Origin of the sequence: Streptomyces sp. NPDC015127, from assembly GCF_043080095.1 — a bacterium.
GTDB lineage: Bacteria > Actinomycetota > Actinomycetes > Streptomycetales > Streptomycetaceae > Streptomyces.
Genome location: NZ_JBIBVE010000011.1, coordinates 175,075 through 191,308, shown reverse-complemented (window position 1 = coordinate 191,308; position 16,234 = coordinate 175,075). Strand labels below are relative to the sequence as shown.

The following is a 16,234-nucleotide window of genomic DNA, read 5'->3' as shown; positions in this document are numbered from 1 at the left end:
GCGGCAAGCCGGTCCCGACCCGCGTCGCCTCGGTGTGCGCCGATCACCTCGATCGGCAGCCGCCGATCCCGTTTCAGAGAAGGCCCTGGGACTGAGAAAGCCCCCGCGCGAGCGGGGGCCTTCTGGTGTCTGGGCTGGTCAGGACGCCTTGGTGCTGGCGATCTCGAACTCGAAACCTGAAGCGGAGGCGCGAATCCCCTTGGTGGAGGAGATCACGTTCTTCAGCTTCTTGGAGAGCGCCTCATAGAACATGCTCAGCGGAAACTCGTCCGGAAGCACGTCGTCCACCAGTTTGCGCGGAGGCTGGGACAGATCCAGGGCGTCGGGGCCCTTGGCCCAGCGGGAGCCCGGGTGCGGGGCGAGGTAGGTGGAGACCAGCTCGTACGCGGCGAACCAGTGGACCAGCTTCGGGCGGTCGATGCCGTCGCGGTAGAGCTTCTCGATCTCGGCGCACAGCTGGTTGGTGACCTGCGGCGCCCGCTCCCAGTCGATCTTCAGGGTGTTGTCGGTCCAGCGCACCACGTCGTGCTTGTGCAGGTACGCGAACAGCAGCTGGCCGCCGAGACCGTCGTAGTTGCGCACCCGGTCACCGGAGACCGGGAAGCGGAACATGCGGTCGAAGAGGACGGCGTACTGCACGTCGCGGCCGTGCTGGTTGCCCTCGGCCTCCAGCTTCACGGCCTCCTTGAAGGCGGTGAGGTCGCAGCGCAGCTCCTCCAGGCCGTACATCCAGAACGGCTGGCGCTGCTTGATCATGAACGGGTCGAACGGCAGATCGCCGTGGCTGTGGGTCCGGTCGTGGACCATGTCCCACAGGACGAACGCCTGCTCACAGCGCTTCTGGTCGCCGACCATCTCACTGATGTCGTCGGGCAGCTCCAGGCCGAGGACGCGCACGGCCTCCTCGGTGACGGCGCGGAAGCGCGCGGCCTCGCGGTCGCAGAAGATGCCGCCCCAGGTGAAGCGCTCGGGGGCCTCGCGGACGGCGATGGTCTCCGGGAAGAGGACCGCGGAGTTGGTGTCGTACCCGGCGGTGAAGTCCTCGAAGGTGATGCCGCAGAAGAGCGGGTTGTCGTAGCGGGTGCGCTCCAGCTCGGCGAGCCAGTCGGGCCAGACCATGCGCAGGACCACCGCTTCGAGGTTGCGGTCCGGGTTGCCGTTCTGGGTGTACATGGGGAAGACGACGAGATGCTGCAGTCCGTCCTCGCGGGCGGCGGCCGGGTGGAAGGCGAGCAGCGAGTCCAGGAAGTCCGGGACGGTGAAGCCGGCCTTCGCCCACTTGCGCAGGTCGGCGACGAGGGCCCGGTGGTAGGCGTCGTCGTGCGGGAGCAGCGGGGAGAGGTCCTCCACCGCGCCGATGACCCGCTCGACGGCGGCCTCGGCCTCGGAGGGGGCGGGGGCGTCCTCTGCGTCGAAGTCGATCGAGCCGTCCTTGGACTGCCAGGGGCGGATCTCTTCGACGGCATTCTTGAGCACGGGCCAGCTCGGGTGGTCGACCACCCGCCCGGCCTGAGATATGCCCTTTGCGGCCATGTCCTGCACAAGAATTTCCGTCATGTCACTTCCTTCACGGGAGAACCTCGCGTCAAGACACCGTATCTGTGTGGCGTTCCTCCATACAAGAGGAGGCATCGGAAATTATCCTGCGCGCCCCCCATGATCGCAGAAGTTTTTGCGGCGAGTAGCGGGTGTCACAGACAGTCCCGGTCGACGGCCGAGGCGCGGAGGGGCAGCTTCCGGACACCCCGCGCGAGAACGGTCCCCTCCGCGGGACGGGCCGTTAGGCTGCCTCCTTACCGCGTGCGCCCCGTGGGCGAGCGGGCATCGCGCCGCGGGAGCCGCCGTCGACGGAAGCGAGAGAATCTTGACTTTCCTCACCATCGGTCATCGCGGGGTCATGGGCGTCGAGCCGGAGAACACCCTGCGTTCCTTCGTCCGCGCCGAGCAGTGCGGTATGGACGCCATCGAACTGGACCTGCATCTGACCAAGGACGGCGCACTGGCCGTCATGCACGACGCCGACGTGGACCGCACGACCGACGGAAACGGCCCCATCGCGGAGAAGACCCTCGATGAACTGCGTCAGCTCGACGCGGGCATGGGCGAGCGCGTGCCCGTCTTCGAGGAGGTCCTCGACGCCGTGCGCTCGCCTTTGCAGGCGGAGATCAAGGACGTGGCGGCGGCACACGCGCTGGCCGACGTGATGAGGCGCCGCGATCTGGTGCCCCGGGTCGAGGTCTCGTCCTTCCACGACGAGGCCGTCGCGGAGATCGCCGCGCTGGTGCCCGGCGTGCGCACCGTGCTGATCGCCAGCCGGTGGGGAGCGGACATCGTGGACCGGGCGAAGGCGGTGGGCGCGGCCTCGCTCGCGCTGAACATCCGCCGGCTCACGCTGGAGACCGTCGAGCGCGCCCACCGCGAAGGGCTGCATGTGATCGGCTGGGTGGTCAACACCCAGGAGCACCTGAGGCTGGTGCGCGCCTTCGAACTGGACGGCGCGACCACCGACTTCCCCGAGATCCGCCGCACCGGCAGGTTCACCGCCTGACCCGACCGGCTCACGTCAGCCGACGAGGTCCTTCACCAACAGCTCGAAGACCAGGTCGTCGCGCTGCGGGATACCGAACCGCTCGTCGCCGTACGGGAACGGGCTCAGCTGTCCCGTACGGCGGTAGCCGCGGCGCTCGTACCAGGCGATCAGCTCCTCCCGGACGCTGATCACCGTCATGTGCATCTGGCGCACACCCCAGGTCTCCCGCGCGCTGCGCTCCGCCTCGGCGATCACCTGACGGCCCAGCCCGCCGCCCTGAAGGTCGGGGCGCACGGCGAACATGCCGAAGTAGGCGGCGTCACCGCGGTGTTCGAGCTGGCAGCAGGCGATCGGCTCCCCGTCGCGTTCGACGACCATCAGCCTGCTGCCGTCGGCCGTGATCACCGCGAGCACACCGTCGGGGTCCGTCCGCTGGCCGTGCAGGATATCTGCCTCGGTGGTCCAGCCGGTGCGGCTGCTGTCGCCGCGGTACGCCGACTCGATCAGCGGGACGAGCACCGGCGCGTCGGCCGTCACCGCGTCGCGGTAGGTGAGCTCGCCGGATTCCCGGGGCGGTGCGGTGTCCATGGGCGGCTCCGTTTCGACCGGGTGCCGGGCACGGCGAGGCGCCGGCGGCACGAGTTGGGGTACGCGTGGCACGAGGGTAACGCGCGCCCCGCGCGGGCCGATTCCGCCCCGGTCGCCCGTCGACTCCCCCGGCCCGCGCCCCTGACGCGCTCCCTTCGTACTCCCGTGCGCTCGCGTACCTCCCGTGGCGGCGGGCATGCACCCTTCGACGCCGTCGAAGGGGGAGATGCGCGTGCACGGACCGATGACGTCCGGATGGCTGCTCATGGCCCTGTGCGCCGTGACCGGGGCGTACTGCCTGGTGCGGATGCGCAGATGCACGGGCGACGCACGCGAGGCCGCCGGGGGCGAGGCGCTGATGGGTTTCGGCATGGCGGCGATGGCGGTCCCCGCCGCCGTGCTCACGCTCCCGTCCTGGCACTGGGTGCTGTACGCGGTGGTGTTCGGCGCCGCGGCCCTGCGCGCGGCATGGGCCCTGCGCACCTGCCGCCACCATGTGCACCATCTCGTGGGATGCCTGGCGATGATCTACATGGCGGCGGCCATGGCCGGGCCGGGCGGCACCCACGCGTCCCATGCCTCCGCGGGAGTCCCCCTGCTGACGGCCGCGCTCGTCGTCTACTTCACGGCGTACGTGCTGCGCGCCGGTCTGCGCCTCGCCCCGGTCCCGACCCCGGCCGGAGCACCGGCCGTGTCCGCACCCTCCTGGGGCGCCCCGCCGGAAATGGCCCTGGCCTGCAGAGTCTCGATGGGAGTGGCCATGCTGGCGATGCTGCTCACGCTCTGATCGGCCCCGGGACGGCCGACGTGTCAAACCGTGGCGTGCGTGACTTGCCGTGCCGGGCCATACCGGCAGGTAGCCCGCGCTCATAGGCTGGATTCCATGATGGTCTCGCTCGCGCTGCTTCTGCTCGGCGCACTGGCCGCCGTTGTCGCCCCACGACTGGTGTCACGCGGCGACTGGGCGGAGCGCGAGCCCGTCGTCGCCCTGTGGGTGTGGCAGTGCGTGGTCGCCGCCGTGCTTCTCTCGTTCGGCCTGTCCATGGTCCTCAGCGCCGCCGCGGCCTGGCAGCTGGTCCGCGGTCATGTCTTCGCACCGGCGCCCCACGGCGTCGTCGAGGCCTACGCACTGGGGTCGAACGGGCCGTGGTCCGCCGTTCTGGCGGTCCTCCTCGCGTGCGGCGGGCTGTGGACCGGGGCGATGCTCACGCGGGAGGTGCTGCGGGCCCATGCACGCCGCCGCCGGCGGCGCCGGGAGCTCCTCGTGCGCTCGCCCGTGCTGCCCGGCGAGGAGCCGGGCGACGAGCCCCTGGTGGTCCTGGAGGGCGACCGGCCGGACGCCTGGTGGCTGCCCGGCGCGGCGCCCCAACTGGTGATCACCACCGCCGCGTTGCGCAGGCTGAAGGGCCGTCAGCTCGATGCGGTGCTGGCGCACGAGCAGGGGCACGCCCGGGCCCGGCACGACTGGCTGCTGCACTGCTCCGCCGCGCTGGCAGGCGGGTTCCCGCAGATTCCGGTGTTCGCCGCGTTCCGCGACGAGATGCACCGGCTGGTCGAGCTGGCCGCGGACGATGTCGCCTCACGGGAGTTCGGGCGGCTGACGATCGCCCTGGCCCTGGTCGAACTGAACGAGGACCGCGGGGTCTTCGGCCCCTGCCCCACCCCGGGCGCACAGCTTCCGCAGCGGGTGAACCGGCTGCTGAGCCCGGTGCCGCGGTTCACCGCCGGCCGCCGGCTCCAGCTGACGGCGGCCGCCGCGCTGGTGCCCGTGGTGCCCCTGTTCGTGGCGTTCGTGCCGGGACTGCGCGCGCTGGGATAGCCGGACCGCGGGGCGAGGGGTCAGGATCGGTGCATGACCACCTCGCGCCTGCTGAGCCCGGCCCCCGCCCCTCCCCGCCCCCCGGCCCCGCCCAGGACGGCCGCGGCCCGCACGGGTGCGGCCTGCCTCGCCCTGACGGCCGTACTGACCGTGCTGGTGATCCTGCCGTGGTCCCCGCTGCTCTCCTTCGACCGCGATGTCGTCCAGGCGCTGCACGGCTCCGCGGTCGCCGAGCCGGGGCTCACCCATGTCAACCGGGTGCTGACGGACTGGGTCTGGGACCCGTGGACGATGCGCCTGCTGGCCGCCGCGGCGACCGTGTGGCTGTGGTGGCGGGGGGAACGGCTCCTCGCGGTGTGGGTGGCGGCGGCGAGCGTCCTGAGTGCGGCCGTGCAGCAGTCGCTGAAGGCGGTGGCGGGCCGGGAGCGGCCGCAATGGCCCGACCCGGTGGACTCCGCGCAGTACGCGGCGTTCCCCTCCGGTCACGCGATGAGCGCGGTGGTCACCTGCGGGCTGCTGCTGTGGCTGGCCCGGCGGTACGGCGTCCGCGGGCCCGCCTGGGCGGCGGGCGTCCTGCTCGCCGCCGTGAGCGTCGCCGGTGTGGGCTTCACCCGCCTGTACCTGGGCGTCCACTGGCCGTCCGACGTCGTCGCCGGATGGCTGCTGGGCGCGGCCGTCGTGGCCCTGACGGCGGTCTCGTACCAGTGGGCCGTCTTGTCGCGACAGCGCTGAGCCGTGAAGGATCGTCGGTATGGCGATCAAGGCGGTGCTGTTCGACTTCTCCGGCACGCTGTTCCGTGTCGAATCGGCCCACGCGTGGCTCCGCGCGGTGCTCCGGCAGCGGGGCACGGCGCTCCCTGAGCCGGAAGTGGACGACTTCGCGCGGCGGTTGGAACGGGCCGGTGCGCTGCCGGGCGGGGCGCCGCCGCGGCACCTGCCGGAGCACCTGGTCCGGCAGTGGGCGGAACGCGACACGAGCACCGCGCTGCACCGGGCCGCGTACACCGGCCTCGCCCGCGAGGTGCGGCTGCCCGACGAGGGCCTGTACGACGCGCTCTACGACCGGCACATGACGCCCGCCGCCTGGCACCCCTACCCGGACGCGGCCGAGGTGCTGCGCGGGCTGCGGGAGCGCGGCGTGCGGGTGGGTGTGGTGAGCAACATCGGATGGGACCTACGGCCCGTGTTCCGCGCCCATGGCCTGGACGCGCTCGTCGACGCGTACACGCTGTCGTACGAGCACGGGGTGCAGAAGCCTGACCCGCGGCTGTTCCGCGCGGCCTGTGCGGCGCTCGGCCGGGACCCGCGCGACGCCCTGATGGTGGGAGACGACCGGCGGGCGGACGGCGGCGCGGCGGACGTGGGATGCGCGGTCCGCTTCGTGGACCACCTGCCGGTGGCGGAGCGGCCCGAGGGCCTGCGCCCGGTGCTCACCCTGGTCGACCGGGCCCGATAGCCGACCGGAACCCCGGTCGGCGACGCGACGGAGCACACTGAAAGCAGCCGACGCATTCGGTCGGAAGCCACCTGGACCGGACGATCCCCCGCGTCGCCCGGTCCGGGCAGCACTCCCCGCCGACCACCCCCCGAGGGGCCGGGAGGCGGGACGCGCTGAGTATATTGGCTCGGAGCCAGTCAACGCAGGAGTCCAGCATGTCCCCGCGGAGCGCAGAGGTCAATGAAGAGCTTCGCCGGCGTTCGCGCGAGCGGCTGTTGCAGGCGACGGTGGAGCTGGTCGACGAGCGCGGGTACGAGGCGACGACGCTCGGCGACATCGCCGACCGCGCGGGCTCGGCCCGTGGTCTCGTCTCGTACTACTTCCCCGGCAAACGACAGCTGCTCCAGTCCGCAGTGCACCGGCTGATGCACCGCACGCTGGAGGCGGCGCTCGAGCGCGAGCCGCACACCGAGGACGGCCGGGAGCGCCTGGCGCGCGCCATCGACGCGATCCTGGGCCTCGCGGTGGACCGTCCCCGGCTCATGCGTACGCACATGGCGGGGATCCTCCAGGCCGAGGGGTTCGTGCAGTGCCCGGAGCAGCAGCGGCTCGCCGCCCTGCTGCGCGACACGGTGCAGCGGTACGGCTCCACCGACGTGGACACCGACTACCCGCTGCTGCGCGCCCTGCTGATGGGCGCGGTCTTCGCCGTGCTGCTGCCGGGCGCGCCGATGCCCCACGCGCGGCTGCGCGCCGAACTGTTCCAGCGCTACGGGCTGGACTGGGAGCTCGGCGTTCCGCCGGGCCCGGCACGGCCCGGCGGAACGTCTCGGCCTGCCCCGGCCGTCCCGGGTCAGTCGTCGAAGTCCTCGAAATAGTCGGGCTGCGTCTGCACGTTGAGCTCGTGCATCCGTACCCGCGCGCCGGCGTCGGTGCGCCGGTCATTGATCTTCAGGACGTCGAAGCCCTTGGCCATGTCGTTGGAGTAGATGTAGCCGTTGTAGTAGTACGCGGACCACGAGCCGGCGACGACGAGATTGCTCGCGCTGACCGGGCCGCGCTCGAAGTAGGCGATCTCCTCGGGCCGGTCGGAGTCGGTGAAGTCCATCACCGAGACACCGCCCTGGTACCAGGCCTGGACGACGATGTCGCGGCCCTTGACCGGGATCAGTGAGGCGTTGTGCGCCACGCAGTTCTCGGTGTCCGCCTGGTGGCGGTCGATCTTGAAGTAGCTGCGGAAGACCAGCTTGCGCCGGTCGCCCTTGCCGGTGATGTCGTAGATGCCGTTGGCGCCGCGGTGGGGGCCCACCTTCGTGTTGCAGGTGGCGGCGACGCCGCCGCCCAGCTCGTCGGCGAACACGACCTTGTCGGCCTTCTGGTTGAAGGTGGCCGAGTGCCAGAAGGCGAAGTTCACGTTGTCCTGGACGCGGTCGATGACCCTCGGGTGTTCCGGGTCCTCGATGTCGAACAGGATGCCGTCCCCCATGCAGGCACCGGCGGCGAGGTCCTCGGAGGGCAGCACGGTGATGTCGTGGCAGCCGGTGGTCTTGGAGACGCCCGGGTTGGTGGGCCCGCCCGGGTTGCCGCCTCCGTCGGGGCCCTCCCCGGGGAAGAGCACGGGGAAGCTCACGACGGCGGCCTTCTCGGGGGCCTTGCGGGGCACCTTGATGACGGAGATCCCGTCGTGCGGCGGCCGGCAGTCGGGGAACGCGGCGTTCGGTGCGTAGGAGGAGACGTAGATGTAGACGTTCCTGCGCTCGGGTACGAGCGTGTGGGTGTGCGACCCGCAGGCGGTCTCGACGGCGGCGACGTACTTCGGGTTGCGCTTGTCGCTGATGTCGAAGATCTTCATGCCCTCCCACGACGACTTCTCCGTGGCGGGCTGCGAGGTGCTGTTGCAGGAGTTGTCGCTGCGCGAGGAGTCGGTGGAGAGGAAGAGCAGGTCCCCGGAGACGCTGATGTCGTTCTGCGATCCGGGACACAGCACCTGGGCCACGGTCTTCGGCGACCTCGGGTCGCTGATGTCGAAGATCCGGAAGCCGTCGTAGTTGCCGGCGAAGGCGTACGTGCCCTGGAACGCGAGGTCCGAGTTGGTCCCCTTGATCGCGTCCTTGGGGATGTTCGTCACGTGCTCGATGTTGTCGCTGTGGACGATCTCGTCCACAGCGGGTATCTCACCGCTCTCGATGGCGGACCGGGTCCCGGCCGCCTGGCTCGACGAGACCTTGCCCCCGGCCGGCACGTCTCCCGGGTCGGGGATCGCGACGGCCGGTCCCGCGGTCAGGAGCGCAGCCAGCAGACCGGCTGCGGCTGCCGCCGCGCCCAGATGTCTGCGCCGCACTCCGGTGGTGTGCAACGGGGTCACTGTGTCCTCCCTTGTCGCCGTTCCGGTCGGAACGGTTCACGGACCCCGGCAGTATCTTCCTTTGCATGCACATCTCAATAGATGGCAACACAGATGTCATGAAGGAATGTGCTCGACTCACCGCACATTCAAGCAAGTACGCTCCTCCCACACCCCAAGTGCCGCAGGAGGCCGCTGTGTTGAAGCCCCGGGGAACCACCCGCACGCGAACATGGTGGGCAGCGACGGCCGTTGCCGCAGCCGTTCTCGGCCTGGCTGCCTGCGAGGCGGGCTCCGGCACTCGGGACGAGGCAGGCGCGAGCACGGGGACGTCGGTCGTGGCGCCCGGGAAGCCGGGCGAGCCGGCGAGGACCCTGTCCGCCGAGGAGGCCGCGAAGGCCGTACCGGACGACAGCCCCAACGCCGCCGACTTCCGCTACGTCCAGATGATGATCAAGCACCATGAGCAGGCGCTGGAGATGACCTCGCTGGCCCCCGACCGGGCGGGCTCACCCGGCGTCGAGCGGCTCGCGGGCCGCATCGCCGCCGCGCAGGAGCCCGAGGTGGGGGCGATGCGGGCGTGGCTGAAGACCCACGGCGGCGGTGACTCGGCCGGCGGCCACGCGCACGACCATGCCTCGATGCCCGGCATGGCCACCGACGTCCAGCTGGTCCAGCTGCGCGCCGCCGAGGGGACGGCCTTCGACGAGCTCTTCCTCAAGCTGATGATCACCCATCACCAGGGGGCCGTCACCATGGCCGCCGACGTCCTCTCGCACGGCAACAACGTCGCGGTGGAGGAGATGGCGAACGACGTGATCGCGCAGCAGACGAGCGAGATCGGCAGGATGCGCGCGATGTGAGGTGCCGCCGGGGGTGGAGTGACGCGGGGGCAGGTGCCGCCGGGGCGTGACGTGCCGCCGTGAGGTGAGGTGCCGCGACGACACCCGGCCGCGAGGCTCCCCAGCGGCGCGCACGGGTGCGATGCTGGAATTCCCCTGCGGGAAGGAGCGCAGCCGTGCTTCGTGTCGCCGTCGTCGGATCGGGCCCCAGCGGGGTCTACGCCGCGCAGGCCCTCGTCCAGCAAACCGCCGTGCCCGACGTCCGGGTCCACATCCTGGACCGCCTCCCCTGCCCGTACGGGCTCGTCCGCTACGGGGTCGCCCCCGACCACGAGAAGATCAAGTCGCTGCAGAACAACCTCCGGTCCGTACTGGAGGAGGAACGCATCGAGTTCCTCGGCAACGTCGAGGTGGGGGCGCACGGACTCGCACCCGCACGGCTCCTGGAGCTGTACCACGCGGTCGTCTACTGCGTGGGCGCGGCGCGGGACCGCAGGCTCGGCATCCCGGGCGAGGACCTGCCCGGCAGCCATTCCGCCACCGACTTCGTCTCCTGGTACAGCGCTCACCCCGACGCGCTGACCGGCGGTTTCCCGCTCGGCGGGCCGTCGGCCGTGGTGATCGGGGTCGGCAACGTGGCCGTGGACGTGGCCCGCATCCTCGCCCGCGGGGCGGACGAACTGCGGCCCACGGACGTGCCGGAACCGGCGCTCGCGGCGCTCGCGGCGAGCGGCGTGCGCGACGTGCACATGGTGGGCAGGCGCGGCCCCTCGGGCGCCAAGTTCACCACCAAGGAGCTGCGGGAACTGGGAGCGCTGCCCGGGGCGGACGTCCTGGTCGAGCCGGCGGACCTCGCTCTGGAGACGGCGTACGCCCATCCCGAGGAGGTGCCCGCCGTCGTCCGCCGCAACCTCCTGGTCGTACGGGAATGGGCCGACCGGCGGCCCACGGGACGGGCCCGGCGGATCCATGTGCGGTTCTTCCTGCGCCCGGTCGAGGTGCTGGAGCGCGGCGGGCGGGCCGCGGGGGTCCGCTTCGAGCGCACGGTGCCCGACGATCGGGGCGGGGTGCGCGGCACGGGCACGTACGAGGACATCGAGGCGCAGCTGGTGCTGCGGGCGGTGGGCTACCGAGGCGTACCGACGGACGGCCTGCCGTTCGACACGGATCGCGGCATCGTGCCGAACGCGGCGGGGCGCGTGCTGAGGGACGGCATGCCGTCCCCAGGTGAGTATGTGGCGGGCTGGATCAAGCGGGGGCCGACGGGCGTCATCGGCACCAACCGGCCGTGCGCCAAGGAGACCGTGACCTCGCTGCTCGAGGACGCGGCACAACTGGCCGCGAGGCCAGTCGCGGCCGACCCGCTCGCGGAACTGCGCGCGTCCGGGCACCGTCCCGTCGCCTGGCCGGGCTGGCTGTCGATCGAGACGGCCGAGGAGGCACTGGGCCGCACCCTGGGCCGCCGCTCGGTCAAGATCGCGGACTGGCAGGGCCTGCTGGCGGCCGCGGAGAGGACGGACTGAGCCGACGCGGTCGGGGGCGGCGCGGCCCGCAGGAGCGGCGGGGGCGCGCTCAGGGCCCGGACTGATCGACGGCCCGGGCGGCGGTGCGGCCGGTGCCGACCGATACCGCCGGCTGGACGGCCCCGCCGGCAGCGAGCGGCTCATGGCCCGAGCTGTGACCGCACCATCCGCACGTGCAGGCGGCGACGCCCGCCGGCACGCGCGGGTCCGGGCCGACCGAGGGCCCCGGCGTGCCCGGACCGCCGGCAGGGGCGGCACGCCGATGTGGCGGGTCAGGGGCTGGTGAGGCGGTCGTCCTGGGACGCGGCCGCGGCGAGCACGCTGTCGAGCAGGCCCGGGAAGAGTGCCTCCAGATCGTCGCGGCGCAGGCAGTTGAGCTTGGCGGTGCCGCGGTAGATCTGCTGGATCACGCCGCTCTCGCGCAGCACCCGGAAGTGGTGCGTCGTCGTCGACTTGGTGACCGGCAGGTCGAAGTACGAACAGGAGAGCTCGTCCTCGGTCCTCGCCAGCGCCCGGACGACGCGCAGCCGCACGGGGTCGGAGAGCGCGTGGAGCACGCTCTCCAGCCGGATCTCGTCCCGCGCGGGGTGATCGAGAACTCGGGCGCTGGTCACGCTGGTCACGGCGGCTCCGCTTCGTCCGGGGTTCGTCCCGTGGGCTTCGGTGCGGGGCTCCGCCTCCGCGGCTCACCCCGCTCTCCATTGTACGAGAGGCATCGTAGTTTGACACTTCCCGTACTACGATGGGTATCGTACGAGCCGTGACGGGGTCCCTCCCCGGCGATTCAGTACCCCGGTTCCGCCCTGCCTGAATGGAGTCCGCCGTGAGCTCGCTGTTCCAGCCGTACACCCTGCGGTCGCTGACCATCCCCAACCGCGCCTGGATGGCGCCGATGTGCCAGTACAGCGCGGACGTCTTCGGCCCGGACGCGGGCGTCGCCGGCGACTGGCACTTCACCCACTACGCGGCCCGCGCCGCCGGCGGCACCGGCCTGATCCTCGTCGAGGCGACCGCCGTCAGCCCCGAGGGCCGGATCAGCCCCGCGGACCTCGGCATCTGGAACGACACACAGGTGGAGGCGTTCCGGCGCATCACCCGCTTCCTGAAGAGCCAGAACACCGTCCCGGGCATCCAACTCGCCCACGCGGGCCGCAAGGCCTCGACCGACCGCCCGTGGAAGGGCGGCGCCCCGCTCGGGACCGACGCACACGGCTGGCAGCCGTTCGCCCCCAGCCCGCTGCCGTTCGACGAGGGCCACCCCGTGCCCGACGAGCTGACGCGGGAAGGGATCACGGACATCGTCGGCCAGTTCGCGGACGCGGCCCGCCGCGCGCTCGACGCCGGGTTCGAGGTCGCCGAGGTCCACGGCGCGCACGGTTACCTGATCGGCGAGTTCCTGTCGCCGCACAGCAACCACCGCACCGACGAGTACGGCGGCTCCTTCGACAACCGGGTCCGCTTCGCTCTGGAGGTCGTCGACGCCGTGCGCGCCGTGTGGCCCGAGGAACTGCCCCTCTTCTTCCGTATCTCGGCAACCGACTGGCTGGAGGAGCAGGGCTGGACGGTCGACGACACCGTCCGCTTCGCCTCCCTCCTCAAGGAGCACGGCGTCGACCTGCTCGACGTCTCCTCCGGCGGCAACGCCCCGCGCGTGCGCATCCCCACCGGCCCCGGCTACCAGGTCCCGTTCGCCGCGCGCGTCAAGGCGGAGACCGGGCTGCCGGTCGCCGCGGTCGGTCTGATCACGGAGGCCGAGCAGGCCGAGAAGATCCTCGCCAACGGCGAGGCGGACGCCGTCCTGCTCGGCCGCGAACTGCTGCGCAACCCGTCCTGGGCGCGGCACGCGGCCCGCACGCTCGGCGGCGAGGTCCACGTACCGCAGCAGTACCACCGCGCCGTCTGAGCACCCGTCCCGCGGAGCACCCGCCCTCCGGGCATCCGTTTGAGGGCTCGGTTCGCCTCCGGGGCGCCTTAAGACGGCGTCGACGGTCGATCGTGCTCGACCCCTCGTCCCTCGGGGCCTCCGCGCGTTCTCCCTTTCGACGCCGCCGCGCCCCTTCGGCTCACTCGCCCCGACGTCGGCCCTCCGGGAGACCTCTCCCGGAGGGCCGACGTGCGCGCGGCGGAATTCACCCGCGCGCACCGATGAGTTTCGGCGGCCGGGCCGGTCCGTACTGCTGTCGCGGGGCCGACGTGCGCACAGACCGCATCGCAGGACGCTGTCAGTGGTCGGGTGCAGACTGGCCCATATCCGAGACAACGGCGTCCTGGAGGGATATCGGCCATGACCGATGTACTGCTCACCGTAGGCACTCGCAAGGGGCTCTTCATCGGCCGGAGAAGGGGCGGCACATGGGAGTTCGACGGCCCCCACTTCAATGCGCAGGCCGTCTATTCCGTCGGCATCGACATGCGCAGCCGGGTACCGCGCCTGCTCGTCGGCGGTGACAGCTCGCACTGGGGCCCGTCCGTCTTCCACTCGGACGATCTCGGCAGGACCTGGATCGAGCCGAAGAAGCCCGCCGTTAAGTTCCCCCAGGACACCGGCGCCTCGCTGGAGCGGGTCTGGCAGCTCCATCCGGCGACCGAGGCGGCACCGGACGTGGTCTACGCGGGGACCGAGCCCGCCGCCCTCTTCCGCTCCGACGACCGCGGCGAGACGTTCGACCTCGTCAGGCCGCTGTGGGAGCACCCGACCCGCTCGCAGTGGGTGCCCGGCGGCGGCGGTGAAGGTCTGCACACGGTGGTGACCGACCGCCGGGACCCCGATGCGGTCACGGTCGCCGTCTCGACGGCCGGCGTGTTCCGCTCCCGCGACGGAGGAGCGAGCTGGGCGCCGTCCAACCAGGGCGTGTCGGCGGTCTTCCTGCCGGATCCGAACCCGGAGTTCGGGCAGTGCGTGCACAAGATCGCCCAGGACGCCGTGAATCCCGACCGCCTCTATCTCCAGAACCACTGGGGCGTCTACCGCAGCGACGACGCCGGCGCCCGTTGGACCGACATCGGCGCCGGGCTGCCGTCCGACTTCGGTTTCGCGGTGGCCGCGCATCCGCACCGCGCCGACACGGCGTACGTCTTCCCGATCACGGCCGACTCCGACCGCGTCCCGGCCGGCCGGCGCTGCCGGGTCTACCGGACCGGTGACGCGGGCGGGAGCTGGGAGGCGCTGTCGGCGGGCCTGCCCGAGGGCGACCACTTCGGGACGGTGCTGCGCGACGCGATGTGCACGGACGACGCGGACCCGGCCGGCGTCTACTTCGGCAACCGCAACGGCGAGGTGTACGCGAGCGCGGACGACGGCGACTCCTGGCAGCAACTGGCCTCGCACCTCCCGGATGTGCTGTGTGTGCGGGCGGCGGTGATGCGCTGAGCAGCACCGGTCACGGGGGGGCCGTCAACTGCGGCTGGGGAACGGATCATGTGGTGCCGCGGGTGCTGACCGCACCAGTAGAGTGACGCCCCGTGGCACCACGACCGTTGAAAGAAATCATCGAGCCCGGCTGGGCGGACGCGCTCGCCCCGGTGGCCGAACGCATCGCCGCCATGGGCGACTTCCTCCGCGCGGAGATCGCCGCGGGGCGTACGTATCTGCCCGCCGGACAGCATGTGCTGCGCGCGTTCCAGCAGCCGTTCGACGACGTCCGTGTGCTGATCGTCGGGCAGGATCCCTACCCCACGCCGGGCCATGCCGTCGGACTCAGCTTCTCGGTCGCGCCGGACGTGGCGCCGTGGCCGCCCAGCCTCGACAACATCTTCCGGGAGATGCACGCCGACCTCGGCCATCCCCGTCCCTCGAACGGGGACCTCACGCCCTGGACACGTCAGGGCGTGCTGCTGCTCAACAGGGCGCTGACGACCGCGCCCCGCAAGCCCGCGGCGCACCGCGGCAAGGGCTGGGAAGAGGTCACGGAGCAGGCGATCCGCGCGCTCGCGGCGCGCGGCAAGCCGCTGGTGTCGGTCTTGTGGGGCCGGGACGCCCGCAATCTGCGCCCTCTGCTGGGCGACCTGCCGGCGATCGAGTCGTCGCACCCCTCGCCCATGTCCGCGGACCGCGGCTTCTTCGGCTCCCGCCCGTTCAGCCGGGTCAACGAGCTCCTGATCCGGCAGGGCGGGCAGCCCGTCGACTGGCGCCTGCCGTGACGCGCGTGCTCGGCGTCGACTCGGGCGGCTCGGGACTGCGGGTCGCGCTGGCCGAGGCGGGCGCGCTCGACAAGGCCGGGACCGCGGTGTCGGCCGAGCCGGTACGGACGGGCCCGGACGGGATCGACGCCGGGCACATGCTGGAGCAGCTGGTGCCGATGGCGCGAAGCCTCCTGGAGCGGTCCGGGGGCGGCGAGCCGGCCGCGGTCGTGATCGGCGCCGCCGGGATGGCCACGCTGGGCGGCCGGCTGCGCGCCGAACTGCCCGCCGCGCTGGCCGCGTCGCTCGGCGTACGGCGGCTGGGCCTGGCCGCCGACGCGGTGACGGCCTACGCGGGGGCGCTGGGTCAGCGGCCCGGTGCCGTGGTCGCGGCGGGCACGGGCATGATCGCGCTCGGCACGGACCTCGCGTCGTGGCGCCGTGCCGACGGCTGGGGTCATCTGCTGGGCGACTGCGGTGGCGGGGCGTGGATCGGCCGGGCCGGTCTCGAGGCGGCGCTGCGCGCGCACGACGGGCGCAGGGGCGGTTCCCGGCCCCTGCTGGCGCGGATGGAGGCCCTGTTCGGTCCGGCGGCGGAACTGCCGGGGCAGCTCTATCCGCGCCCCGACCGGCCCGCGGTGCTGGCCTCCTTCGCCCCCGAGGTCGCGGCCTGCGCGGAGCACGACCCGGTCGCGGCCGGCATCCTCGCCCGTGCCGCCGCGCACATCGTCGAGGCGGCCGCCGCCGTGTGCCCGGCCGGGGCCGGGACGCCGGGCGGGTGCGACGTCGCGGTGACCGGCGGCGTACCGAAGCTCGGCGACTCCCTCCTGGTGCCCCTGCGGGCCGAGCTCGCGGACCAGGTCCCCGGCGCGCGTCTCGTGCCCGCGGCCGGCGATCCGCTGTCGGGTGCGCTGCTGCTCGCGGAGGCCGTCGCAACCGGGCGGCTGCTGCTGCCGCCCCATCCGACGATGCTGCACGTCGTGATGGAGCCGGATGCGTGATCCGCCCACCGGCGAGACATCGCCGAGCGG

The 16,234-nt window shown here is 72.3% G+C and carries 16 protein-coding genes; 12 read left to right on the top strand and 4 right to left on the bottom strand.

The features are described 5' to 3' along the window. Positions 1–138: 138 nt before the first annotated feature. Positions 139–1,557 (bottom strand): DUF6421 family protein, encoded by a 1,419-nt coding sequence (locus tag ACF08N_RS22515; protein ID WP_392326443.1) that lies wholly within the window; start codon positions 1,555–1,557, stop codon positions 139–141. 307 nt (positions 1,558–1,864) lie between these two features. Here ACF08N_RS22515 and ACF08N_RS22510 point away from each other — a divergent pair, with 307 nt between their 5' ends. After that, on the top strand, positions 1,865–2,548 hold the full coding sequence (locus ACF08N_RS22510) for a glycerophosphodiester phosphodiesterase (protein WP_392326442.1): 684 nt from the start codon (positions 1,865–1,867) through the stop codon (positions 2,546–2,548). Between the two features lie 15 nt (positions 2,549–2,563). Here ACF08N_RS22510 and ACF08N_RS22505 read toward each other — a convergent pair whose 3' ends face one another. Further along, positions 2,564–3,118 carry a GNAT family N-acetyltransferase gene (locus ACF08N_RS22505; RefSeq protein ID WP_392326441.1) on the bottom strand — a complete coding sequence of 185 codons (555 nt, stop codon included), beginning with the start codon at positions 3,116–3,118 and terminating at the stop codon, positions 2,564–2,566. 232 nt (positions 3,119–3,350) lie between these two features. Between ACF08N_RS22505 and ACF08N_RS22500 the strand changes: the two genes are divergently transcribed. From ACF08N_RS22500 to ACF08N_RS22480, 5 genes are all read left to right on the top strand, one after another. Continuing rightward, on the top strand, positions 3,351–3,905 hold the full coding sequence (locus ACF08N_RS22500; protein WP_392326440.1) for a DUF5134 domain-containing protein: 555 nt from the start codon (positions 3,351–3,353) through the stop codon (positions 3,903–3,905). 96 nt (positions 3,906–4,001) lie between these two features. After that, complete coding sequence (locus ACF08N_RS22495) at positions 4,002–4,937, top strand: M56 family metallopeptidase (protein WP_392326439.1); 936 nt, start codon at positions 4,002–4,004, stop codon at positions 4,935–4,937. A gap of 33 nt (positions 4,938–4,970) precedes the next feature. Beyond that, complete coding sequence (locus ACF08N_RS22490) at positions 4,971–5,669, top strand: phosphatase PAP2 family protein (RefSeq protein ID WP_392326438.1); 699 nt, start codon at positions 4,971–4,973, stop codon at positions 5,667–5,669. Positions 5,670–5,694: 25 nt separating this feature from the next. Next, the gene (locus tag ACF08N_RS22485; RefSeq protein WP_392326604.1) at positions 5,695–6,393 is read left to right on the top strand and encodes an HAD family hydrolase; all 699 of its coding nucleotides are present in this window, start codon (positions 5,695–5,697) and stop codon (positions 6,391–6,393) included. Positions 6,394–6,590: 197 nt separating this feature from the next. Continuing rightward, a complete protein-coding gene (locus ACF08N_RS22480; protein ID WP_392326437.1) occupies positions 6,591–7,253 on the top strand; it encodes a TetR/AcrR family transcriptional regulator in 663 nt (220 codons plus the stop codon). Here ACF08N_RS22480 and ACF08N_RS22475 read toward each other — a convergent pair. Further along, entirely contained in the window at positions 7,229–8,740 is a 1,512-nt protein-coding gene (locus tag ACF08N_RS22475; protein WP_392326436.1) for an LVIVD repeat-containing protein, read from the bottom strand. The genes ACF08N_RS22480 and ACF08N_RS22475 overlap by 25 nt on opposite strands. Positions 8,741–8,898: 158 nt before the next feature. Between ACF08N_RS22475 and ACF08N_RS22470 the strand changes: the two genes are divergently transcribed. Next, positions 8,899–9,582: a DUF305 domain-containing protein gene (locus ACF08N_RS22470; RefSeq protein ID WP_392326435.1), complete on the top strand. Its 684-nt coding sequence runs from the start codon at positions 8,899–8,901 to the stop codon at positions 9,580–9,582. Positions 9,583–9,737: 155 nt separating this feature from the next. After that, positions 9,738–11,084, top strand: a complete 1,347-nt coding sequence (locus ACF08N_RS22465; protein WP_392326434.1) for an FAD-dependent oxidoreductase — start codon at positions 9,738–9,740, stop codon at positions 11,082–11,084. Positions 11,085–11,356: 272 nt separating this feature from the next. On the opposite strand, the gene ACF08N_RS22460 is transcribed toward ACF08N_RS22465, so the two are convergent. After that, the gene (locus ACF08N_RS22460; protein ID WP_392326433.1) at positions 11,357–11,707 is read right to left on the bottom strand and encodes an ArsR/SmtB family transcription factor; all 351 of its coding nucleotides are present in this window, start codon (positions 11,705–11,707) and stop codon (positions 11,357–11,359) included. A 200-nt stretch (positions 11,708–11,907) separates the two neighbouring features. Here ACF08N_RS22460 and ACF08N_RS22455 point away from each other — a divergent pair, with 200 nt between their 5' ends. The 4 genes from ACF08N_RS22455 (at position 11,908) to ACF08N_RS22440 (ending at position 16,204) form a co-directional block, all read left to right on the top strand. Beyond that, positions 11,908–12,987 (top strand): NADH:flavin oxidoreductase/NADH oxidase, encoded by a 1,080-nt coding sequence (locus ACF08N_RS22455; RefSeq protein WP_392326432.1) that lies wholly within the window; start codon positions 11,908–11,910, stop codon positions 12,985–12,987. 381 nt (positions 12,988–13,368) lie between these two features. Further along, the gene (locus ACF08N_RS22450; RefSeq protein ID WP_392326431.1) at positions 13,369–14,454 is read left to right on the top strand and encodes a WD40/YVTN/BNR-like repeat-containing protein; all 1,086 of its coding nucleotides are present in this window, start codon (positions 13,369–13,371) and stop codon (positions 14,452–14,454) included. 92 nt (positions 14,455–14,546) lie between these two features. After that, positions 14,547–15,224, top strand: coding sequence for a uracil-DNA glycosylase (locus ACF08N_RS22445; RefSeq protein ID WP_392326430.1), 678 nt, complete (start codon positions 14,547–14,549; stop codon positions 15,222–15,224). Next, positions 15,221–16,204, top strand: a complete 984-nt coding sequence (locus tag ACF08N_RS22440; protein ID WP_392326429.1) for an N-acetylglucosamine kinase — start codon at positions 15,221–15,223, stop codon at positions 16,202–16,204. Before ACF08N_RS22445 ends, ACF08N_RS22440 begins: the two co-directional genes overlap by 4 nt. The last annotated feature ends 30 nt before the right edge of the window (positions 16,205–16,234 follow it).

Coding starts and splice junctions, on each gene's coding strand:
- ACF08N_RS22515 (WP_392326443.1), bottom strand. CDS start 1,557: ATGACGGAAATTCTTGTGCAGGACATGGCCGCAAAGGGCATATCTCAG.
- ACF08N_RS22505 (WP_392326441.1), bottom strand. CDS start 3,118: ATGGACACCGCACCGCCCCGGGAATCCGGCGAGCTCACCTACCGCGAC.
- ACF08N_RS22495 (WP_392326439.1), top strand. CDS start 4,002: ATGATGGTCTCGCTCGCGCTGCTTCTGCTCGGCGCACTGGCCGCCGTT.
- ACF08N_RS22490 (WP_392326438.1), top strand. CDS start 4,971: ATGACCACCTCGCGCCTGCTGAGCCCGGCCCCCGCCCCTCCCCGCCCC.
- ACF08N_RS22480 (WP_392326437.1), top strand. CDS start 6,591: ATGTCCCCGCGGAGCGCAGAGGTCAATGAAGAGCTTCGCCGGCGTTCG.
- ACF08N_RS22450 (WP_392326431.1), top strand. CDS start 13,369: ATGACCGATGTACTGCTCACCGTAGGCACTCGCAAGGGGCTCTTCATC.